General features: G+C 73.4%; 16 protein-coding genes. 6 read left to right on the top strand and 10 right to left on the bottom strand.

Going from position 1 to position 20,260, the window contains the following annotated elements:
• Positions 1-13: 13 nt before the first annotated feature.
• The 6 genes from HN031_RS08495 to HN031_RS08470 all read right to left on the bottom strand — a co-directional run bounded on the left by HN031_RS08495 (position 14) and on the right by HN031_RS08470 (position 6,366).
• Positions 14-1,258, bottom strand: a complete 1,245-nt coding sequence (locus HN031_RS08495) for a S8 family serine peptidase (RefSeq protein ID WP_172268864.1) — start codon at positions 1,256-1,258, stop codon at positions 14-16.
• A complete protein-coding gene (locus tag HN031_RS08490) occupies positions 1,258-2,682 on the bottom strand; it encodes a type VII secretion protein EccB (protein WP_172268861.1) in 1,425 nt (474 codons plus the stop codon). The genes HN031_RS08495 and HN031_RS08490 overlap by 1 nt, the downstream gene beginning before the upstream one ends.
• Before the next feature lie 4 nt (positions 2,683-2,686).
• Positions 2,687-4,069 (bottom strand): type VII secretion integral membrane protein EccD, encoded by a 1,383-nt coding sequence (gene eccD, locus HN031_RS08485; RefSeq protein ID WP_172268858.1) that lies wholly within the window; start codon positions 4,067-4,069, stop codon positions 2,687-2,689.
• 144 nt (positions 4,070-4,213) lie between these two features.
• On the bottom strand, positions 4,214-4,504 hold the full coding sequence (locus HN031_RS08480) for a WXG100 family type VII secretion target (protein WP_172257656.1): 291 nt from the start codon (positions 4,502-4,504) through the stop codon (positions 4,214-4,216).
• 33 nt (positions 4,505-4,537) lie between these two features.
• Positions 4,538-4,849 carry a WXG100 family type VII secretion target gene (locus HN031_RS08475; protein WP_172268855.1) on the bottom strand — a complete coding sequence of 104 codons (312 nt, stop codon included), beginning with the start codon at positions 4,847-4,849 and terminating at the stop codon, positions 4,538-4,540.
• A gap of 137 nt (positions 4,850-4,986) precedes the next feature.
• Positions 4,987-6,366, bottom strand: a complete 1,380-nt coding sequence (locus tag HN031_RS08470) for a hypothetical protein (protein WP_172268852.1) — start codon at positions 6,364-6,366, stop codon at positions 4,987-4,989.
• 173 nt (positions 6,367-6,539) lie between these two features.
• On the opposite strand from HN031_RS08470, the gene eccCa reads away from it, so the two are divergent.
• Positions 6,540-10,544 carry a type VII secretion protein EccCa gene (eccCa, locus tag HN031_RS08465; RefSeq protein WP_367650701.1) on the top strand — a complete coding sequence of 1,335 codons (4,005 nt, stop codon included), beginning with the start codon at positions 6,540-6,542 and terminating at the stop codon, positions 10,542-10,544.
• A gap of 402 nt (positions 10,545-10,946) precedes the next feature.
• Here the strand turns inward: eccCa and HN031_RS08460 are convergent, their stop codons facing one another.
• Positions 10,947-12,575, bottom strand: coding sequence for a helicase HerA-like domain-containing protein (locus tag HN031_RS08460; RefSeq protein WP_172268849.1), 1,629 nt, complete (start codon positions 12,573-12,575; stop codon positions 10,947-10,949).
• 57 nt (positions 12,576-12,632) lie between these two features.
• On the opposite strand from HN031_RS08460, the gene HN031_RS08455 reads away from it, so the two are divergent.
• On the top strand, positions 12,633-12,932 hold the full coding sequence (locus HN031_RS08455) for a type II toxin-antitoxin system VapB family antitoxin (RefSeq protein WP_172268846.1): 300 nt from the start codon (positions 12,633-12,635) through the stop codon (positions 12,930-12,932).
• A 7-nt stretch (positions 12,933-12,939) separates the two neighbouring features.
• Positions 12,940-13,443 carry a LytR C-terminal domain-containing protein gene (locus HN031_RS08450; protein ID WP_172268843.1) on the top strand — a complete coding sequence of 168 codons (504 nt, stop codon included), beginning with the start codon at positions 12,940-12,942 and terminating at the stop codon, positions 13,441-13,443.
• A gap of 24 nt (positions 13,444-13,467) precedes the next feature.
• Here the strand turns inward: HN031_RS08450 and HN031_RS08445 are convergent, their stop codons facing one another.
• The gene (locus tag HN031_RS08445) at positions 13,468-14,991 is read right to left on the bottom strand and encodes a potassium/proton antiporter (RefSeq protein WP_172268840.1); all 1,524 of its coding nucleotides are present in this window, start codon (positions 14,989-14,991) and stop codon (positions 13,468-13,470) included.
• Between the two features lie 256 nt (positions 14,992-15,247).
• On the opposite strand from HN031_RS08445, the gene HN031_RS08440 reads away from it, so the two are divergent.
• Genes HN031_RS08440 through HN031_RS08430 form a run of 3 tightly spaced genes read left to right on the top strand, consistent with a single transcriptional unit; the run spans position 15,248 to position 17,962 of the window.
• A complete protein-coding gene (locus HN031_RS08440; protein WP_172268837.1) occupies positions 15,248-15,685 on the top strand; it encodes a hypothetical protein in 438 nt (145 codons plus the stop codon).
• A gap of 1 nt (position 15,686) precedes the next feature.
• A complete protein-coding gene (locus HN031_RS08435) occupies positions 15,687-16,634 on the top strand; it encodes a hypothetical protein (RefSeq protein ID WP_172268834.1) in 948 nt (315 codons plus the stop codon).
• Positions 16,634-17,962, top strand: coding sequence for a hypothetical protein (locus tag HN031_RS08430; RefSeq protein ID WP_172268831.1), 1,329 nt, complete (start codon positions 16,634-16,636; stop codon positions 17,960-17,962). Before HN031_RS08435 ends, HN031_RS08430 begins: the two co-directional genes overlap by 1 nt.
• Here the strand turns inward: HN031_RS08430 and HN031_RS08425 are convergent.
• Together HN031_RS08425 and HN031_RS08420 are read right to left on the bottom strand one after the other, a co-directional pair.
• Positions 17,959-19,350: a VWA domain-containing protein gene (locus HN031_RS08425; protein ID WP_172268828.1), complete on the bottom strand. Its 1,392-nt coding sequence runs from the start codon at positions 19,348-19,350 to the stop codon at positions 17,959-17,961. The genes HN031_RS08430 and HN031_RS08425 overlap by 4 nt on opposite strands.
• Positions 19,347-20,228, bottom strand: coding sequence for a MoxR family ATPase (locus HN031_RS08420; protein ID WP_172268825.1), 882 nt, complete (start codon positions 20,226-20,228; stop codon positions 19,347-19,349). Before HN031_RS08420 ends, HN031_RS08425 begins: the two co-directional genes overlap by 4 nt.
• Positions 20,229-20,260 lie beyond the last annotated feature (32 nt).

The following is a 20,260-nucleotide window of genomic DNA, read 5'->3' as shown; positions in this document are numbered from 1 at the left end:
ACCACCGCCTGACTCAGCGTCGCAGCAACGGGCGCAGCATGAAGGCGAGCGCCAGCAGCGACCCCGCGACCAGGCCGGCCCACAGCAGGATGGCGCGCGGGGTGCTGAAGAGGTCGACGCGCTCCGGGGCCGGCGGCGCCTGGGCGTCGGCGCGCGTCTCGGCGACGGTCGTCTTCACCGTGCCACGGCGGCTGGGCTGGATCTCGCGCGTCAGCGCGTCGTGGGCCTGGACCACGCCCGCTCCCGTCCAGGGGTTCTCGACCACGGCGTCCGGGCCCTGCGGCGCCCCGGCGCCCTCGGTCGTGGCCTGCAGCCGCGCGACGAGCTGCCGCGGGGTCTCGCGGGGGAAGCGCTCGCGCAGCAGCGCCAGGATGCCGCTCACCTCGGCGGCGGCCCAGGACGTGGCGACCTCGCCGACCACGCACACCTGTCCGGTGGCGTTGGCCGAGATCGCTCCGACCGTGGGTGCCGCGACGTCGGTGTCGAGGTTGGGCACGACGTAGGCACTGGGGTCCTCGCCCTGGGGCGGGGTGGCGCTCACGGCGAGCACGCCGGGGTAGTCGGCGGGGAACACCTCGGCGTCGTTGCCCGGGGTGCCCCGGGACCCCTCGTCGTCGGACCCGTCACCCTCCTCCACGTTGCCGGCGGACGCGACCACGACGACGTCGAGGGCGACCAGACGGGCGACCGCGGCCTTCAACGCGGGGTCGGACGAGTCGACGGCGAGCGAGATGTTGACCACGTCGAAGCCGACCTGGCGGTCGTCGGCGATGACCGCCTCGATCCCGGCCACGATCCCGGCGGAGGTCGGCTGCTTCTGGCCCTGCGACACGTCGGCGGTGTCGGAGTCGTAGACCTTGTAGTCGAAGACCGTCGCGCCGGGCGCCACGCCCCGGGGACCGGCGATGAGCCCGGCGACGATCGTGCCGTGGCCCGACAGCAGGCCGGTGCCGGAGGCGCCGGCGAGGGCGCGGGCACCCCCCACCGTGATGCCGTCGACCCGCATGACGCCGCTGTCGATGACGGCGACGTCGACCCCGCGGCCCATGGCGAGCTCCTGCGCCTGCTCGACGTGCATCCGGTCGAAGACCGGGTTGTCCTTCTCGTGGGTGTCGGCCAGCCGCTCGGAGCCGGGCACCTCGCCGACCGAGCACGGGGCGTCGTGGTCGGCGTGGGCCGGCGATCCGGCCCACAAGGGGACGACCGACGCTGCGACCACGCCGGCCGCGAGCGTCGTACGCAGGCGTGCCGGTCCCATCACCCGGCGTCCGCCTCGGACTCCGGTGGCGGTGCGTCCTCGGAGACCCGACGCGCGCTGTTGGTCGACAGCGCCACCCCGGTGTCGAAGAACTGCAGCCAGGCGCTCGGCACGAGTGGCGGCTCCACCTCGGCGTAGCCGATGAACTCGGGCACGCGGGGGCCGAGCGTGTAGCGCGCGCCCTTGGTGTCGATGACGTAGGGCGTCCCGCCGGGGGCGGCGGTGTCGGACCCGGACAGCACGTAGGCGCCGGCGCTGGGCTCGACGTCGACGTCGTGGCGACCGGCGCGGACCGCGGCGTCGGTCTCGGCGGGGTCGGCGGCACCGGTGGGGTTGGTGGCGAGGGTGACGGCCGGGTCGCCGTCGGTGCCGGGGTGGAGCACCGCGCAGAGCGCGCCGGTGCTGACCGCGGTCGGCAGCTCCGAGGGCCACTCGGCGGGGGAGCTGGTCATGGCGAAGTCGACGACGAGGTCCTCCGACAGCTCGGTGGCCTGGCGGCCGACCACGGAGTAGACCTCCCCGGCGAAGGCCGACAGCCGCTCGGGTCCCTCGTCACCGAGGAGGTAGTAGCGGCCGCTGGCCGAGCGGAGCAGGTCGCCGACCTGGTAGGCCGAGAGGTCTGTGCGGGTGTCGCCGTAGGGCACCGGCTCGCCGTCGCGGGTGACCCCGAAGGCGTCCTTCTCCAGCGCGTCACCGAGCGGGAAGAGGTTGAGCCAGTCCTGGTCGACCTCGACGGGCGCCGACGTGAAGTCGAGCCGGTCACCGATGGTCGAGGCGCTGGTGTCGTCAGCCGGCATCGGGAACCGGTAGGCGCGGCCCTGGGTGGAGCCGACGGGCGGCGCGGTCGCGATCAGCCACTCCTTGCCCTTGGTGGAGACGAGGAACGCCGACCCGGTCAGGTCCTCGACACCCGGCTCCTGCTGGACGGCGACCTTGATGCCGAAGCCGTCGGCGGTGCAGGCGGTCCACCCGTCGTCGACCAGCTCGTCGGCCGCGGGGAGACCCGCGGGGGCGCCCTCGATGCCCAGGTCCTCGCCGAGCTGGACGGTGCGGATGTACTTGTCGCGCACGGTGTAGGGGGTGAGCTCGGCCTGCTCGAGCAGCAGCTGGGCCGAGACGTAGTTGGGCACGCGTTGGATCATCGGGTCGTCGCCGCCGCGCAGGACGACGTACTGCTCGCCGGTGTCCTTGGAGATGATGAAGCTGCCCTCGTCGAGCCACTGCGCCGGCGGGCGCCCGAGCAGGAAGCCGGCGATCGCCGCGCCGGCGAGCAGCAGCACTGACAGGGCCACGCCGCCGATGAGCACCCGGCCGGGTCGCACGGGCTCGACCTCGCGGCCGCCGGGCGCCCCGGAGACGAACGCCGTCACCAGACGGCGGCGGCTGAAGGCGTGCGCCTCGACGAGGTCCTTCTTGGTGGCCATCGGCTCAGCCCGCCACGGCCGCGACGAAGCCGGCCGCCAGCACCATGAGCGGCAGCAGTGCGAGCAGGGTCATCGTCTCCACTACGTCGCCCAGCCGGCCGCGCCGCACGGAGGCCGAGGCGGGGACGAGGGTGAGGGCCAGCAGGAGGGCACCGAGGGCGGCCAGGCCCATCGCGGCACCGGAGCGCCAGCCGTCGTGGATGAGCAGCATCGACACGGCGACCGAGACGAGGCCGAGGATGCCGGACGCGAGGCCCGCCAGCACCTCGGCGCTGGTGCGGTACTGCCGGGTGCGGAACATGACCGCGAGGCAGCAGACCGCGGCCAGGACGGTGCCGTAGACGCCCCGGTCCACCGCGAACGGCGCGAGGAGGACGAGCAGCGTGCCGACCGTCGCCGACACCGCGAGCAGGATCTCGTGGCCGACCCGGGCGTCGTCGGCGACCTCGTCGGGGTCGATCTCGTCGGGGTCGGCGGTGATGTCGTGCAGGGAGTAGAGCTGGTCGACGGTGGTGCCGGTCACCCCGAGGGCCAGCCACGGCAGGACACTGCCGGCGAGCACCACGAGCGTCATCAGCACGGTGAAGACCGGCCCGGGGTCGAGGTCGAAGACCCGGATCACCACGGACCCGGCCACCAGGACGGCACCCACGACCACGGCCGGGATGACCAGGGGACGGCCGTCCTGGAGGCCCACCACGGCAGCGAGACCCACGGCGAGCACGCCCAGCCCGGCGAAGAGCAGCGGGTCGGTGAAGAAGGCGTCGTCCAGCGGCCAGCTCCACGCGGGCAGGTCGCCCGGCGCCAGCAGGAGCCCGGCGACGCCGGCGTAGAGCGCGGCCAGCAGGGAGACGACCACGCCGGCCTCGGGCTCGCCCTGGGCGCGGGCCAGCACGATGCCGCCCACCACCAGCAGGCCCGCGATCACCGCGGCGGCCACGCCGCCCAGCAGGCTCTCGCCCTGGAGCAGCAGCGCCAGCGCGCCCAGGCCGAGCAGGATGCCGCCCGCGCCGAGCGCCGTACGCCGTCCGGCGGCCGGCTCCCACGGCTTGAGCTCGTTCTCCACGACGTCGGCCATCGCCTCGACGACGTCGTCGTAGACGCGGGGCGCCTTCTCGTCGACGCCGGCGGAGACGGTGAGCAGGCCGCCGTCCTCGATCCCCTGCATGGTGAGTCCGGCGTCGGCGGCGAGGATCCGCCCCTCCTGCGTCACCAGGCGGTAGCCGCCGTAGACGGTGGAGGCGTCGAGCAGGCCCACCGAGCGGGCGAGCTCGGGCACCAGCTCGGCGACCGGGATCGACCCGGGCAGCACGAGATCGACCCGTCGAGACCCCGAGGCGATGGTGACCCGGACCAGGCCCGAGGCGACCGAGGACCCCTGACTCATCGATGTTCCCCCTGAACGTGCATCACCTGCGCCGGCCGGCGGGCCGGGCGCTGAACGGAGAGCAGCCTAGGCGACTGCGGCGCGGAAATGGGCCGAGGCCGGCCATCCCCGGAGGGACGACCGGCCTCGGCCGGTGGGCTGCGCTCAGAAGCGGTTGGCACCCCGCGCGTCGGCGGCCTTGTACTCGGCGTTGGACGCGTCGACACCCTGGCTGGCCTGCTGGAGCAGGAGGGTCATCTCGGTCATGGCCTGGTCCCACTTGGCCTTGGCCTGGTCGTAGGCCATCTTGGCGTTACCGTTCCAGTCCGACTTGAGGGGGTTGAGCTCGTTCTCGAGCTGGTCGAGGCGGGCCTCGATGTCCTTGGCCGCCTTCATCACGTCGGCCGCACCGGCGTCGAGGGAGCCGTGCTGGACCTTGATTCCGTCGAAAGTCATGTCGATCTCCTAGATCTCAGAAGGGTGTCGGCGTCAGCCGAGACGGCCCTGGAGGTTGGCGTGGGTGGCGGACTGGTTCTCGTCGGTCGAGACGTTGTCGCGCTCGGTCTCCTTCATCGACGCCGAGAGCTGGTCGAGGGCCTTGAGGATCGTCTCCTGCTTCTGGTCCCAGGCGATCATGAGGTTGTTGAACGCGGTGGCACCCTGGCCGCCCCATCCGCCCATCATCGTCTGGATGTTGCCGGAGAGGACGCCGCACTTGTTCTTGACGTCACCGCGGGCCTGGTCGACGAAGTCAGCGCCCTTGGAGAGGGCCTTCTCTGTCTGGCCGTACATGTCGCTCATGGAAGTTTCCTTCTCCCTCGGCGGTCGAACCGAACCGAGTGTTGTGTTGGTGATCCACTGGTGGTGATCCGGTGCCCGGGGAGACGTCCCGACCCCCCGCGCTGACGTGCATCTACCCGACGAAATCGGGGCTAAACCTAGGAAGTCATTTCCCACAGGCGGCGGAACACGCCGGCCGCCACGACGGCCGAGGCGAACGCGAGGCTGCCGCACAGGGACTCGGCCACCTCCGCCCGGCGCGACCACCACACCGAGCGCCACCCGCGGCCGGTGGCGACGGCCGCCGCGAGGGCGATCGCACCGAGGCCGACAGCGACGTAGAAGAAGGTGTCGACGTGCCCGGCGCCGGCGCCGGCGACGAGGTGCACGGCGAGGGCGGTCAGCGCGCCGAGGCCGGCCATCCGCAGCAGCGCCCGGGCGGCGGCGTGGCGGTAGGACCGGGCGGCCAGCAGCAGCGAGCAGCCGGCGAAGAACACCAGGCAGCGCGCGCCGATGCGGTCGAGGTCGATGGAGGCGGCGTGGAGCAGCAGGGGGCTGGCGACCACCACCGTCACCAGAATCGCTGCCGCGGCGCCGGTCACGATCCGCGAGGCCCGGTGCACCAGCCGCTCCATCGCGTCGGCGGCCACGACGATCCGACCGCGTCGTCCCCGGCGGGTGCTGTCGCGCGCCGACCAGGCGGTGACCGCGAGCCGGTCGAGGTCGAGCAGCGCCTCGTCGGGCACGTCGATCGCGAGCGACGGGGCGAACCGCGCCGCCATCATGGAGAGGAAGACCAGCAGCGTCCAGGCGACCCGGGCGTCCCAGCCCAGCAGCGCCGGGACGGCGCAGCAGACGAACACGGTCAGCCCGGACGCGATCCACACGGTGCTGGTCTCGTCGCTGCCGACCGACAGGGCGCGACCGATGCCGGCGACCACGGCGGCGGCGATGCCGGCCGCCCCCAGGATCGCGGGGAGCAGGTGCACGCCGGGCTCGTAGAGCGCGGCGAACGCCGCAGCCGCGGCGAAGGCCGGAGCGGCGGCGGCGCGCTGACGGGCGTGGCGCCCGACCGGCAGCACACCGACGAGCGCACAGGCCAGCAGCACCCCGACGGCCGTCGTGCGGACGGTCTCGTCCGTCGCGCGGGCGGCGTACCAGGAGGAGAGGACGGCGGCGAGGGCGGCGATCGTGGCGATCATCGAGGCGAGCGCCGGGCTCTCCGGGGCGTTCTTGGCGGCCTCGAGCAGGGTCACCTTGCGCGGGCGGTGCACGCCCGTGGTCGCCACCAGCACGTCACCGGCCTGGATGCCCGCCTCGCTGAGCGGCTGCGCGGCGTTGAGCCGCTGGCCGAGCGACGTCTGCAGCAGCGGGATCCCGCCGCCGGCGCCCGCGAGCCCGGCCTGCTTGGCGTACTCCCGGGCGACGTCCACCGAGGTCGCGCCGGCCGGGACGACGAGGTCGAGCACCCCGGCGGGGCCGTGGACGCTCACGGCGATGGTCGCCTCGGCGGAGCCGGGCATCGCGACCTCCGACAACGGATCCCCCTTCGCGGCAGCGGGCGCTTCCCGGTGCAGGGTAGGCCATCGTCGACCCGCCCGCCCCGGGTCCCGCCCCGACCTGCGGACAGCGCGACGTGCTGCCGGTCGCGGGCGGTGGTGCGCGCACCTATCATCATCGCGACTCCATCAGGTGAGGCAACGGGGGATGCGTGAGCACGACACTGCGTGGCGGCCAGCGGCTCGACGAGCCGGAGATGCCGGGCGGCCAGATCGTCCTGCAGCCTCCGCCGGAGCTGCAGGAGGGCGAGGGCGCCAGCGGCGTGCTGATGAACGCCATCCCGATGCTCGGCAGCCTGGGCTCCATCGTCCTCGTGGCGACCATGGGCAGCGGCTCCAACCGCGGCCGCAGCTTCCTCGCCGCCGGCATGTTCCTCTTCGCCACGCTCGGCTTCATCGTGGTGCAGATCGACCGGCAGCGGAAGCAGCGCGCACAGCAGGTCACGGGCTCGCGCACCGAGTACCTCCGCTACCTCTCCAACATCCGCAAGGTGGCGCGTGAGGCGGCCGACCAGCAGCGCCGTGCCCTCAACTGGCACCACCCCGAGCCGGCCGCGCTCCCCTCGCTGGCCGAGGACCGCACCCGGCTGTGGGAGCACACCGGCTCCGACGACAACTTCCTCCACGTGCGCTACGGCCTGTGCTCGCAGCCGCTGTCGCTCGAGCTGGTGCCGCCCGAGAGCGCGCCCGTCGACCAGGTCGACCCGGCCGCGGCGTCGGCCCTGCACCGGCTGCTCGTCGTGCACCGGCTCCAGCCCAACCTGCCCGCCTCCATCGACCTGCGCGCCTTCGACCGCATCGAGCTGTGCGGCGACGCCGAGGAGGTCCGCTCGACCGCCCGGGCGATGATCTGCTCGGCCACGGCGTTCCAGAACCCCGACCAGCTCGTCGTCGCGGTGCTGAGCTCGGAGCAGAACCTCACGCACTGGGACTGGATCAAGTGGCTGCCCCACGCCCAGAGCAGCCGCGAGGCGGACGCGGTGGGGCCGATGCGGCTGGTCTCGACCTCGCTCGACGACCTGGGCAACCTGCTGCCGCCCGACCTCAGCGACCGCCCGCGCTTCGGCGCCGACGAGCGGGCGGCGACGCCCCACATCCTGCTGGTGATCGACGGGGGCCACCTGCCGCCCGGCAACCACATCGTCCCGCCCGACGGCCTCCACGGCGTGACGCTGCTCGACCTGCCGGCGCGGTGGGACGAGCTCGAGGACTCCACCCGGCTGCGGCTGGAGTTCGCCGGCGGCCCCGACGAGCTCGGCAAGCGCCCGGTGAGCGCGCTGCGGCTGCGCGGCGAGCCGGTCAAGGCCCTCGCCGACCAGTGCGACATCGCCACCGCGGAGGCCTTCGCCCGGCGCATCGCCCCGCTCAAGACCGCCAGCGCCGAGTCCGCCTCGGCGGGCGGCGCCGTCGACATCACCTCGACCACGCCCGACCACATGGACCTGCTCGGGCTCGGCGACATCTTCACCTACGACCCCGCGACCGCGTGGCGCCCGCGCCCGGCGCGCGACCGGCTGCGGGTGCCGATCGGCATCGGCGACTCCGGTGGACTGATCCACCTCGACATCAAGGAGTCCGCCCAGCAGGGCATGGGCCCGCACGGCCTGGTGATCGGCGCGACCGGGTCGGGCAAGTCGGAGTTCCTCCGCACCCTCGTCCTCGGCCTGGTCATGACGCACTCCTCCGAGCAGCTCAACCTGGTCCTGGTGGACTTCAAGGGCGGCGCGACGTTCGCCGGCATGGCCGACATGCCGCACGTCTCGGCCGTCATCACCAACCTGGCCAACGAGCTCACCCTCGTCGACCGCATGCAGGACGCGCTCTCGGGCGAGATGACGCGTCGCCAGGAGCTGCTGCGCGACGCCGGCAACTACGCGTCGGTGCGCGACTACGAGAAGGCCCGCGCCAACGGCGAGCCGCTGGAGCCGATGCCCTCTCTGTTCATCGTGGTCGACGAGTTCTCCGAGATGCTGTCGGCCAAGCCGGAGTTCATCGACCTGTTCGTCGCTATCGGCCGGCTCGGCCGCTCGCTCGGCCTGCACCTGCTGCTCGCCTCGCAGCGCCTCGAGGAGGGCCGCCTGCGCGGCCTGGAGTCCCACCTGTCCTACCGGGTGGGGCTCCGCACCTTCTCGGCCGGTGAGTCGCGCGCGGTCCTCGGCGTCCCGGACGCCTACGAGCTCCCCGCCGTCCCGGGCCTGGGCTACCTCAAGCCCGACCAGTCCACGCTGCTGCGGTTCAAGGCGGCGTACGTCTCGGGGCCGCCGTCGAGCCGCACCCGCGTCACCCGCGACGAGGGCGGAGCCATCCGCGGCATCCTGCCCTTCACGATCTCCGAGGTGCAGGCGCTCGCGCCGACCGCCGAGGAGCGGGCCGACATGCCGGCGCCGCAGCCGCAGCAGCAGGGCGAGCAGCCCTCGCTCCTCGACGTCGCCGTCACCCGGATGATCGGCAAGGGGCCCGAGGCGCACCAGGTGTGGCTGCCGCCGCTCGACGTCCCCGACACCCTCGACGAGCTCATGCCCGACCTGGCCGAGCACCCCGAGCTGGGCCTCACCTCCCAGCAGTGGCGCAACGTGCCGGGCCTGGTCATCCCGCTCGGCACGGTCGACCGCCCGCGCGAGCAGCGTCGCGACACGATGACGCTCAACCTCACCGGAGCCGCCGGCCACGTTGCCGTCGTCGGCGGTCCCCGCTCGGGCAAGAGCACCCTGCTGCGCAGCATCGTGACGAGCATGGCGCTGGTGACGACGCCGCGGGAGTCGCAGTTCTTCGTGCTCGACTTCGGCGGCGGCACGTTCGCCCCGCTGACCCGGCTGCCGCACGTCTCCGGCGTCGCGACGCGCTCCGAGCCCGACGTCGTACGCCGCGTGATGGCGGAGGTCGAGGGCATCGTCGACCGGCGCGAGGCCTACTTCCGCCAGAACGGCATCGACTCCATCGAGACCTACCGCTCGCGCCGCGCTCAGGGCCGCGCCGACGACGGGTGGGGCGACGTCTTCCTCGTCATCGACGGCTGGAGCACGCTGCGCGCCGAGTTCGACGACCTCGAGATGGAGATCCAGCAGCTGGCTGCGCGCGGCCTGACGTTCGGACTCCACATCGTCACCGCGTCGACGCGGTGGGCCGACTACCGCGCCGCGATGCGCGACGTCTTCGGCTCCAAGCTCGAGCTGCGCCTCGGCGACCCGCTCGACTCGGAGGTCGACCGCAAGGTCGCCGCGCTCGTGCCCGTCGGCCGCCCCGGCCGCGGCCTCGTGCCCTCCAAGCTGCACTTCCTCGGCGCGCTCCCCCGCATCGACGGAGACGGCAGCGCCGACACGCTCGGCGACGGCGTCGACGACCTCATCGACAAGATGGCCGCCGCCTGGAAGGGCCCCGAGGGACCCAAGCTGCGACTGCTGCCGGAGATGGTCACGCTCGAGGCGATCCGCGAGGACGCCGTGCGGCGCCAGGTGCCCGAGCGGCACGTCCTGCTCGGGATCAACGAGAAGGAGCTCGCCCCCATCGGTCTCGACGTCGACGCCGAGCCGCACATGCTCATCTTCGGCGACGGCCAGTCGGGCAAGAGCGCCCTGCTGCGGACGTACGTCCACGAGATCATGCGGACCCGCACGCCCAAGGAGGCGCAGATCGTCCTCGTCGACTACCGGCGCTCGCTGCTCGGCGAGGTCCCCGACGAGTACCTGCTCAACTACCTGACGTCCGCCACCCAGGCGACGCCGACGCTCAAGGACATCGCGAGCTACCTCGAGGGCCGCATCCCCGGGCCGGACGTCACCCCGGACCAGCTGCGCAACCGGTCGTGGTGGACCGGCGCCGAGGTCTTCGTGGTGGTCGACGACTACGACCTCGTCGCCACCCAGCAGTCCTCGCCCGTCTCCTCGCTCCAGCCGCTGATGGCGCAGGCCCGCGACGTCGGCCTCCACGTGGTGGTGGCGCGACGCACCGGTGGTGCGTCCCGCGCCCTCTACGAGCCGGTGATCCAGTCGCTGCGCGACCTCGCCATGCCCGGCGTGATGCTCTCCGGCCCGCGCGACGAGGGCATCCTCATCGGCAACCTGCGCCCCCAGCCCGCCCCCGAGGGCCGGGCGCGCGTGGTCACCCGCGACGGGGGGACCCAGACCGCCCAGCTGGCCTGGCTCGACGCGACGATGTGATCCGGGGGTTCGTCTCTTCCTCCGCTCCCCCGCTGCGTCAGACGAAGCCGCGCCCATGCGTCCCGGTTCGTCTGACGCTCGGCTGCAGGGGTCGTCGTAGGTCGCTCGAGGCGGGCTGTGCACCCGGGTTCCGTACCTACAGGTGGAGATCTCTACCTGTCAGCACGGCGGTCACCGGATATCCGGGGACTCCAGACGTCGGCAGCTCCCAGGGCGCGGGTACGTCACACCAACCCGCACCCATGCGTCCCGGTCCGGATGACGCTCGGCTGCGGGAGGGTCGTCGTACGCCCGCACGAGCCGGGGCCTTGCACCCGAGTTCCGTACCTACAGGTGGAGATCTCCACCTGCAAGCACGGCGGTCACCGGATATCCGGGGACTCCAGACCCCGGGAGCAGCACCTACCGCCGCCCGCTCTTGAACATCCCGCGCGCGATCTCCCGGGCGGCGGTGCTCATGAAGTCCTTGAAGGCCCGCGACTTCACGACGTCCATGACCAGGCCGTCGTCCTCCTTGGCCGCCTTCGCCGTCGACTTCTTCGTGACGCGCTCGTTCTTCTGCTCACGGGCCATCTCCTTGACCCGGGCGTCCTCGGCGGCCTTGCGCGCGCCCTCCTCGAGCTTCTTGGCGAGCAGCTCGCGGGCGGACTCGCGGTCGATCGCCTCGGCGTACTTCGCGGTCAGCGGCGACGCCGCCACCGCCGCCTCCATCTGGGCCGTCGGCGCCGGGTCCATCAGGGACTCCGGGGCGCGCAGGCGGGTCCACGCCACGGGGGTCGGCGCGCCGCGCTCGTTCATCACGGTCACGACGGCCTCGCCGATGCCGAGCGACGTGATGACCTCGCCGAGGTCCTCGTAGTCGCTGTTCGGGTAGGTGTTGACGGTCGCCTTGAGCGCCTTCGCGTCGTTGGGCGTGTGCGCGCGGAGCTGGTGCTGGATGCGCGAGCCGAGCTGGGCCAGCACCTCGTCGGGCACGTCGGTGGGCGACTGGGTCACGAAGAAGACGCCGACCCCCTTCGACCGGATCAGCCGCACGGTCTGGGCGATCTGGTCGAGGAAGGCGTCGGAGGCGTCGTTGAAGAGCAGGTGCGCCTCGTCGAAGAAGAAGACCAGCTTGGGCTTGTCGAGGTCGCCCTCCTCCGGCAGGTCGTGGAACAGGTCGGCCAGCAGCCACATGAGGAAGGTGGAGAACAGCGCCGGCCGGTCCTGCAGGTTCGGCAGCTCGAGCAGGCTGATCACGCCACGCCCGTCGTCGGTGGTGCGGAGGAACTCCTTGGTCTCGAGCTCCGGCTCGCCGAAGAAGACGTCCGCACCCTGCGCCTCGAACGCCACCAGCTCGCGCAGGATCACGCCGGCGGTCTGCGGCGACAGGCCGCCGATCGTCTTGAGCTCGGCCTTCCCGGCGGCGTCACCGGTGAGGTACTGCAGCACCGCGCGCAGGTCCGCCAGGTCGAGCAGCGGCAGCCCCTGCTTGTCGCAGTAGTAGAACACCAGGCCGAGGGACGACTCCTGGGTCTCGTTGAGGCCCAGCACCTTGGCCAGCAGGGTCGGCCCGAAGGCGCTCATCGTGACCCGCACGGGTACGCCGACGCCCTCCCCGCCGATCGCGTAGAGCTCGGTCGGGAAGCCGGTCGCCGTCCACTCCTGGCCGACGCTCGCGGTGCGCGCCGTGAGCTTGTCGCTCGCCTCGCCGGGCACGCCGAGACCGGAGAGGTCGCCCTTGATGTCGGCGGCGAAGACGGGTACGCCGTTGGCGCTGAGCTGCTCGGCCAGCAGCTGGAGGGTCTTGGTCTTGCCGGTGCCGGTCGCGCCGGCCACGAGGCCGTGCCGGTTGAGCATCGCGAGCGGGATCCGCACGTGCACGTCGGCGAGGCGGTCCACGTCGAGCATCAGCCCGCCCAGCTCGAGGGCCGCGCCCTCGAAGCTGTAGCCCGCCGCCACGGCCTCCGCGATCGGGTCGCTCGGCGCCGGTGCGTCCTCGGCGGGTGCGGCCGGGGGCGGCGTCGGCTCGGCGGCGGGAGTCTCGGTCATGCCCGGAGCCTAGTCAGCGCGGTGGGCGCCGACGAGGGCGTCGTTATGATCACCGGCGTGATCTTCAAGCGGGTGGGCCTCGGCCGGCCCTACCCCGACCACGGGCTGAGCTCGCGCGCCTGGGCCGACCTGCCCCCGCGCCAGGTCCGGCTCGACGAGCTCGTGACCACCAAGGACACGCTCCACCTCGACACGCTGCTCGACGAGGACTCGACGTTCTACGGCGACCTGTTCGCGCACGTCGTGCAGTGGCGCGGCGACCTCTACCTCGAGGACGGCCTGCACCGCGCGCTGCGCGCGGCCCTCCAGCACCGCAGCGTCCTGCATGCCCGCGTCCACCAGGCGGCCGACCAGTGAGGACCCCATGACCGGCGCCCTGAAGTCGGCCCTGACCCTGGCCGTGCTCGCGGTCCTCGTCCTCATGGCCGCGGTGTGGGGCTGGGCGGCGTTCACCGAGCCGTTCCCCCAGGACGAGCCGGTGGCCATCTGCGAGGACACGGAGGTCACCGCCGGCAGCGAGGTGCGCCGCGACCAGGTCGTGGTCAGCGTCTTCAACGGCAGCGGGCGCAGCGGCCTGGCCAGCTCGACGAGCGCCCAGCTGACCGAGCGCGGGTTCGTCGCCGGCGACGTCGGGGACTCGCCCCAGCCGGCGGCGAGCACCCAGATCTGGGCCGCCGACCCGACCAACCCGGCGGTCGCCCTGGTCCGCAAGCAGTTCAAGGGCGCCCGGATCGTGGGCGGCGACGCCCTCGGTCCCGGCGTGGTGGTCGTGCTGGGCGAAAAGTTCACGGCCCTGCGCAAGAAGCAGGTCGAGTCGGTCGTCGCCGCTCAGGACGCGACGTACTGCCGGGCCACCGGCTCCGAGTAGGACCGCCGATCGGCGTCAGGTCCGTCAGCCGCGGTCGCGGTCGCGGCGCGTCGGGTCGCCCAGCCACTGCGCGAGGCGACCGTTCTGCGACACCTGCCGCAGCCGGCCCTCGGTGACCTCGCGCAGCTTGCGCGGGGTGACCACGAGCAGGTCGTCGCCCGCGCGCAGGACCGTACGACGCTCGGGCACCAGCACCTCCCCGGACCGGATGACCAGCGACACCGAGGCGCCCTTGGGCAGCCGCAGCTCACCGACCTCGACGCCGTGCATCTTCGAGGTGGCGGCGATCGTGACCTGCAGCAGGTCCGCCGCGACCCGGTCGAGCGGAGCCGCCTCGACGTCGAGCCCGCGGGGCTGGAGCCGGTGCGCCACCCCCAGCCGCCGCGCGACCCAGGGCAGGGTCGGGCCGGTGAGCAGGGTGTAGACGACCACCATCACGAAGACGATGTCGAACAGGTCGTCGGCACCGTCGACGCCCTCGGAGAGCGGGATGGTGGCGAGCACGATCGGCACGGCGCCGCGCAGCCCGGCCCACGAGATGAAGGCGAGGTCGCGCGCGGCCATCGGCTGCACGACGCTGCTCACCAGCACCGAGAGCGGCCGGGCGACGACGGTCAGGACGAGGCCGGTCACCAGCGCGTGGACGACCGTGTCGACGTCGATGCGCCCCGGCGAGAGCAGCAGGCCGAGCATGACGAACAGCCCGATCTGGGCCAGCCACGCGATGCCCTCGGCGAACGACCGCGTCGTCATCCGGTGCGGCAGCTCGCTGTTGCCGAGGATGAGCGCCGCGACGTAGATGGCGGCGAACCCGGAGGCGTGCAGCGCGGCCGCGGCGCCGTACGCCGTGAACGCCAGGCACAGGACCGCGAGCGGGTAGAGGCCCGAGGACGGCAGCGCGACCCGCCGCATGATCCACGCCCCGGCGACGCCGCACACCACGCCGACGAGGCCGCCGGCGATCAGCTCGAAGACGATGATGCCCGCGGTCTCGAGCACCCCTGAGTCCGCCGCCGCGCCGGTGGAGATGATGCCGACGAGCACGACGGTCGGGGCGTCGTTGAGCCCCGACTCGGCCTCGAGGGCGCCGGTCAGGCGCTTGGGCAGCGGCAGGGCCCGCAGCACCGAGAACACGGCCGCGGCGTCGGTGGGCGAGCAGATCGCGCCGAGCAGGATGGCGAGCTCCCACGGCAGCCCCAGGAGGTAGTGGGTGCCGACCGCGACCACCGCGACGGACACCGCGACGCCGACGGTCGCCAGCGACAACCCCAGCCGCACGCTCGACCGCATCTGGCGCCAGTCGGTGGTGAGACCACCCTCGGCGAGGATGATCGCGAGCGCGCCGAAGCCGAGCGCGTGGGCGAGCTGCGCGTCTTCGAACGGGATCCCGAACGGCCCGCCCTCGCCGAGCACCACGCCGATCAGCAGGTAGATCAGCAGCGACGGCAGGCCGACGCCCGCCGAGACGCGTACGGCGAGGATCGCCGCCAGGGTCACGACCGCGCCGACCAGCACGAACTCGTCGAGCTGGTGGACGTCGAAGGTCATTGCACCTCGTGCAGGTCGGCTGGGCGAGCCGGAGCCGGCTCGCCGCGGGTCGGCCTGCTGATCCTATCGGCCGAACACCCTTGCGGTTGACGTCGCTCGTGCCCGCGGACGCGGCCCACAAGCGGTCCGCGGCGACCGGTCCGCGGCATCGGCCGGGGTGTACCGAGCGTGCCCCGGTGGTGGACAATCCGGCGCGGGACGACGTTTGGACCGTGCGGGCAGCGGGTAGGCGTCCTCGGACGAAGGGGTGTGATCGATGTACGGCGACACCGCCGCGGGCCGCAAGCGCGTCGCCCAGCTGCGCGAGCAGGGTGGTGACATCCGCGCGCTGGCCGCTCGCCTGGTCTCCCAGGCCGAGGCGGTGCCGTGGCACGGCAAGGCGGCCGAGGCGATGCGCGAGCGGATCAAGGACCGTGCCGACCACCTCCGCACGGCGGCCGCCCAGCACGAGACCGCCGCCGACTCGCTGGCCAAGCACCTCGTCGAGGTCGACACGCTCAAGGAGGCGATCGAGGTCCGGACCCACAAGGCCCGCACGCTCGTCGAGGACGCCCGCACCCGCGCCAGCGAGGCGGCTCCCGCCGACGGCGGCGCCGCGGCCGAGCCCGACGGCGCCGAGGCCGCCCTGCTCGCCTTCGACCCCCCGCCGGCCGGTCACCGCGACTGGCTCACCGTCGACCTCCCGGGGCTCTGACATGGTGACCATCGACCTGACCACCCCGCCCCCGGTGCCCACGACCTTCCTCGAGGGGATGGCCCGCCGGATCGCGCTGACCCTGCCGGAGCTACGGCTGGTCGCCGACCTCGCCGGTGGCGCACCCCTCCCCTTCGACGTGCAGGACCCGCGCGGCGCCGCCCCGGGTGCGGGCTCGCTGTCCGGACGCCTCGGCCAGAGCCGGGGATCCGCCGAGGACTCCGCCTACACCGACGCACTCGGCACCCTCCACGACCCCGAGGACTCGCTGCGCCGCCGCGGGCTGGTGGGCGACCACGGCGCCGACCCCGGCATCGTCGGGGCCGTGGGCCTCCTCGCGACACCGCGGCTCGCGCTCGACATCGACGTCGCCGCCGGCACCACCCAGGTCAAGGCGTGGCACCGCCAGGACGGCGGGGCCGTGGCGAGCCTGTCGACCTGCGACGGCATCGTCTTCGAGCTGGCCTGGTTCCCCGTCGACCAGTGGACCAGCGAGCTGTCCCGCGTCACCGAGGTCCCCGAGGACATGCCGCTCTCGGAGTCCCACGTCCCGGCCCACCTCGACGTGCCCTACGCCCTCGCCGACACGATCGGCGAGGCCCTGCGCTCCGGTCGCTCCGACCTCGTCCCGGTCCTCATCGGCCAGGCCGACGGCGCCGTCCTCGCCGACGGTGACGAGCTCGGCGACGCCGAGGCGGCCGCCGCCGTCTCCGCCGTGCACACGGAGGGACGCGGACGCCTCCGCATCCTGGCCGCCGAGGTCTCCGAGCGCGCCACCACCGCGGTCGGCGTGGTGTCGTGGGTGCTGCTCCGCGACGGCTGGCACTCGCTCACGCCGCGCCACGACGACGGCGCCCGGGTCGCCGTCGCCCGCGTCGACCCCGACGACCTGCCCACCGAGCTGGCCCCGGTCCTGGCGCAGGTCGCCCTCCGAGAGGCGGTCTCCTGATGGGCGACCTCGACATCCCCCGCACCCACGAGGCCGGCGCCCCCGAGTCGTCGGCCGCCGTCGCCGCCGCCGACAAGTACGACCAGATGCTGGCGCTCGCCGACCTCTTCGACGCCACCGGCGGCGAGATGCGCACCCGCGCCCGCCTCGGCGGCGTGATCCTCTCCGACGACGACGTCGTCGACTCCGGCGAGCTGTCGAAGGCCACCTGGGCGCAGGCCGAGGAGGACATCCGGGCCGCGACGACGGGCAAGCACGGGCTGCTGACCCGGTCGGTCGAGCTCGACGCCGACGCGCTCGTCGTACGCGCCACGGTGCTGACCTACCGCTGGATCGACGAGCTCCAGGAGGCGGCCTACAAGACGCTCGGCTCCATCGCGGGCCGTGCCATCGGCTACCTCGCGCCGGAGGTCGCCCTCGGCGGCGCGATCGTGAGCGCCGGCCTCATCGAGACCGACACGCTCGACCGCGACGGCGTCACCGCCTACCTCAGCGAGCTCGCCGACAACAACCCCGACCTCATGGACCACCTGTCGGGTGGCGGCGGGCTGCTCGACGGCCTCCACCTGCGCTCGCTGCTCACCGCCGGCGTGCTGGCCTCCGACCAGGGCGTGGCCGCCGCGCGCGGCGGCCTGCGGGCGATCGGCGTCGAGCCGTTCCCGACCGACGCGATCTCGGCGTTCCGCGACTCCGCCGGCTCCTTCGTCGAGATCGAGCAGCCCGACCCCGAGGTCGGCACCAGCGCCGCCGCGGCGCCGCGCTCGCTCGAGGAGCTGATGGCCAACCTGCTCGCTGAGGACCGGCGGATCAGCGTCCAGCGCGTCGGCACCGGCCGCTACATCGCCTACCTGCCCGGCACGCTCGGCGTGGAGTCCGGACGGCTCCGGCTCGTCGGCGCCGACCCGACGACGACCGCCACGCAGGTGGTCCGCGCGATCGAGAAGGCGGTCACCGACGATGACGCCCGCGTGATGCTCGTCGGCTCCGCGGCCGGCGGGACCGTGGCCGCCGAGATCGCCGCCACCGCGGCGTCGCCGCGCTTCGTCGTCGATCAGGTCGTGACGGCGGGCTCACCGTCGGCGCAGGTGCCGCGGATCCCGGAGGGCACCCGCGTCCTGTCGCTGGAGGACCGCTCCGACCCGGTCGCGCTGCTCGGCTCGCTGATCAACGCGGCGACGACCAACCGGCTCACCGTGGTCTTCGACGGCAGCGAGGCCGACGGCACCGACATCTACGTCGCGGGCGCCAAGGCCGCCGACAGCGCCGGGCACCCCGAGGTGCGCGCGGAGATCACCCGGATGCAGGACCTCGGCTACCTCGCCGGCTAGACGATCTCGTGCACGAACTCGCCCAGCTGGGCGAGGTTGCGGCACTCCACCATGGGCACCACCTCGCCGTACCGGTCCGCCGCGCTGTCCCCGGTGCCCCAGTGCCGCGGGTGCTCGGGGTTGAGCCACCACGCATGACGGGCCCGGCCGGCGAGGTCCGCCAGCACCGGCAGCGCCAGGTCGCTGTAGTTGGAGCGCGCGTCGCCCAGGACCAGCAGCGAGGACCGCGGACCGATCGCGTCGGGGTGGGCCTCGGCGAAGCGCGTGAGCGCCCGGCCATAGCTGGTCCGCCCGAAGAGGGCGGCGTGCGAGATGCTCGCGGCGAGCGAGTCCATCACGTCGACCACGTCGGCACCCGGGCGGAAGGCGTCGGTGACCTCGACGACGTCGTCGACGAAGGTGAACGCCCGCACGCCGCCGAAGGCCTCGCGCAGCGCGAACACCAGCATCAGCGTGAACTGCGCGAAGCTGGCCACCGAGCCGCTCACGTCGCACAGCACCACCAGGTCGGTGCGGTGCGGCCGGCGCGGACGGTGGTGCGTCGTCAGCGGCACGCCGCCGGTGGCGACCGACGCCCGCACCGTGCGGCGTACGTCCAGCGGACCGCGCCGCCGCGCGTGCTGCTCCTTGGTCAGCCGCGCGGCCAGCCGCCGGGCGAGGGGGTAGATCTCGCGGCGCATCTCCTCGAGGTCGGAGCGGCGGGCGGCGGTGAAGTCGAGCCGGTCGATGGTGGGCCGCACCGTCACGTCCGCGACGTGCCGCGGTCCCTTCTCCTCGGCGATGCGCCGGCGGGCGTCACCCTCGACCAGGCGGGTGAAGTCGCCGATGCGCCGGCCGGCGGTGCGCTGCGCCCGCTCACCGTCGAGCCCCTCGGCCAGCAGGCCCTGGACCAGCCGGTCCAGCAGCTCGGAGGGCGAGACGCGCTGCAACGACGTGTACGCCGACCAGCTGGACAGGCCCGGCCCGCGACCGGGCATGGCGCCGAACCGCCCCACCGCCTCCGCCGCGAGGTCCTGCAGGGCCTGCTGGTCGCCCGCCGCCAGCGCGTCGGCCAGCGCCTCGCGGAAGCGCTCGAGGTCCGCACCCGTGTCGCGGGGGCCACCGGCCGGGGCGGAGTCCCCCTCCGCTTCCTCGTCGGTCGTGTCGTCGGCGCGCACCCCGTCGCCGACCAGGCGCGGGTAGTAGATGTCGAAGACCGCGTCGAACGTGACGCGCTGCGGCTGCCGCTTCACCAGCGTGGCGGCGTACGCGGCCCGGACGGTCTCGCGGTCGTCCCAGCGCACCTTCTCCAAGGCGCTGATGGCGTCGAGCCCCTCGGCCAGCGACACCGCCAGGCCCGCGGAGCGCAGCGCCTCCACGAAGCCGATGTGGGTGTCGAGCAGGGTCACCTCACGGCCAGCTTGAGCTCGGTGACGGCCCGTCGCTGGTCCGAGGCGTGCTTGAGGACCACACCGAGCGTCCGGGCGACCGTCGCCTCGTCGAGGTCGCCGATCTGCAGCGCGATCAACGTGCGGGCCCAGTCGACGGACTCCGCGATGGACGGCGCCTTCTTGAGCTCGAGCTCGCGCAGGCGTACGACGACGTCGACGAGCTGGGCGGCGACCCGGTCGTCGAGCCCGGGCACCTGGCTGGTGACGATCTCCCGCTCGCGCTCGGCGTCGGGGTAGCCCAGGCGCAGGAAGAGGCACCGTCGCTTCACCGCCTCGGACAGCTCGCGGCTGGCGTTGGACGTGAGGACCACGAAGGGACGCCGGGTCGCCGCGACCGTGCCCAGCTCGGGGATCGTCACCTGGAAGTCGCTGAGCACCTCGAGCAGGAGCCCCTCCACCTCCACGTCGGTCTTGTCGACCTCGTCGACGAGCAGCACGGTCGGCTCGTCGCGCCGGATCGCGGTGAGCAACGGCCGGGTGAGGAGGAACTCCTCGGTGAAGATGTCGTCTTGGGTCTCGCTCCACGAGTCCGGACCGGCGTCGCGGCCGCCGCTGGCCTGGATCCGGAGCAGCTGCTTCTTGTAGTTCCACTCGTAGAGGGCCCGCGCCTCGTCGAGGCCCTCGTAGCACTGCAGCCGCACCAGCTCGGCGCCCGTCGCCCGGGCGACGGCCTTGGCCAGCTCGGTCTTGCCCACGCCCGCCGGGCCCTCGACGAGCAACGGCTTCTCCAGCGCTCCCGCGAGGTACGTCGTCAGGGCGGTCGCGTCGTCGGTGAGGTAGCCGGCCGCGCGCAGGCGCTCGGCCGCGTCGTCGGCGGACTCGAACCAGGTCGTCACCGGACGGAGCCTAGCCGCGGCCGACTGCGGGA

The sequence above is a fragment of the Nocardioides sp. zg-1308 genome (assembly GCF_013155375.1).
Taxonomy (GTDB): Bacteria; Actinomycetota; Actinomycetes; order Propionibacteriales; family Nocardioidaceae; genus Nocardioides; species Nocardioides renjunii.
Note: the sequence above shows the minus strand (reverse complement) of the source record. Positions and strands in the feature narration are given on the sequence as shown.

What these genes read in the sequence shown, in the direction of transcription:
- HN031_RS08495 (WP_172268864.1), bottom strand. Translation starts at nt 1,258, where the DNA reads ATGGGACCGGCACGCCTGCGTACGACGCTCGCGGCCGGCGTGGTCGCA.
- HN031_RS08490 (WP_172268861.1), bottom strand. Translation starts at nt 2,682, where the DNA reads ATGGCCACCAAGAAGGACCTCGTCGAGGCGCACGCCTTCAGCCGCCGC.
- eccD (WP_172268858.1), bottom strand. Translation starts at nt 4,069, where the DNA reads ATGAGTCAGGGGTCCTCGGTCGCCTCGGGCCTGGTCCGGGTCACCATC.
- HN031_RS08480 (WP_172257656.1), bottom strand. Translation starts at nt 4,504, where the DNA reads ATGACTTTCGACGGAATCAAGGTCCAGCACGGCTCCCTCGACGCCGGT.
- HN031_RS08475 (WP_172268855.1), bottom strand. Translation starts at nt 4,849, where the DNA reads ATGAGCGACATGTACGGCCAGACAGAGAAGGCCCTCTCCAAGGGCGCT.
- HN031_RS08460 (WP_172268849.1), bottom strand. Translation starts at nt 12,575, where the DNA reads ATGACCGAGACTCCCGCCGCCGAGCCGACGCCGCCCCCGGCCGCACCC.
- HN031_RS08450 (WP_172268843.1), top strand. Translation starts at nt 12,940, where the DNA reads ATGACCGGCGCCCTGAAGTCGGCCCTGACCCTGGCCGTGCTCGCGGTC.
- HN031_RS08445 (WP_172268840.1), bottom strand. Translation starts at nt 14,991, where the DNA reads ATGACCTTCGACGTCCACCAGCTCGACGAGTTCGTGCTGGTCGGCGCG.
- HN031_RS08440 (WP_172268837.1), top strand. Translation starts at nt 15,248, where the DNA reads ATGTACGGCGACACCGCCGCGGGCCGCAAGCGCGTCGCCCAGCTGCGC.
- HN031_RS08435 (WP_172268834.1), top strand. Translation starts at nt 15,687, where the DNA reads ATGGTGACCATCGACCTGACCACCCCGCCCCCGGTGCCCACGACCTTC.
- HN031_RS08430 (WP_172268831.1), top strand. Translation starts at nt 16,634, where the DNA reads ATGGGCGACCTCGACATCCCCCGCACCCACGAGGCCGGCGCCCCCGAG.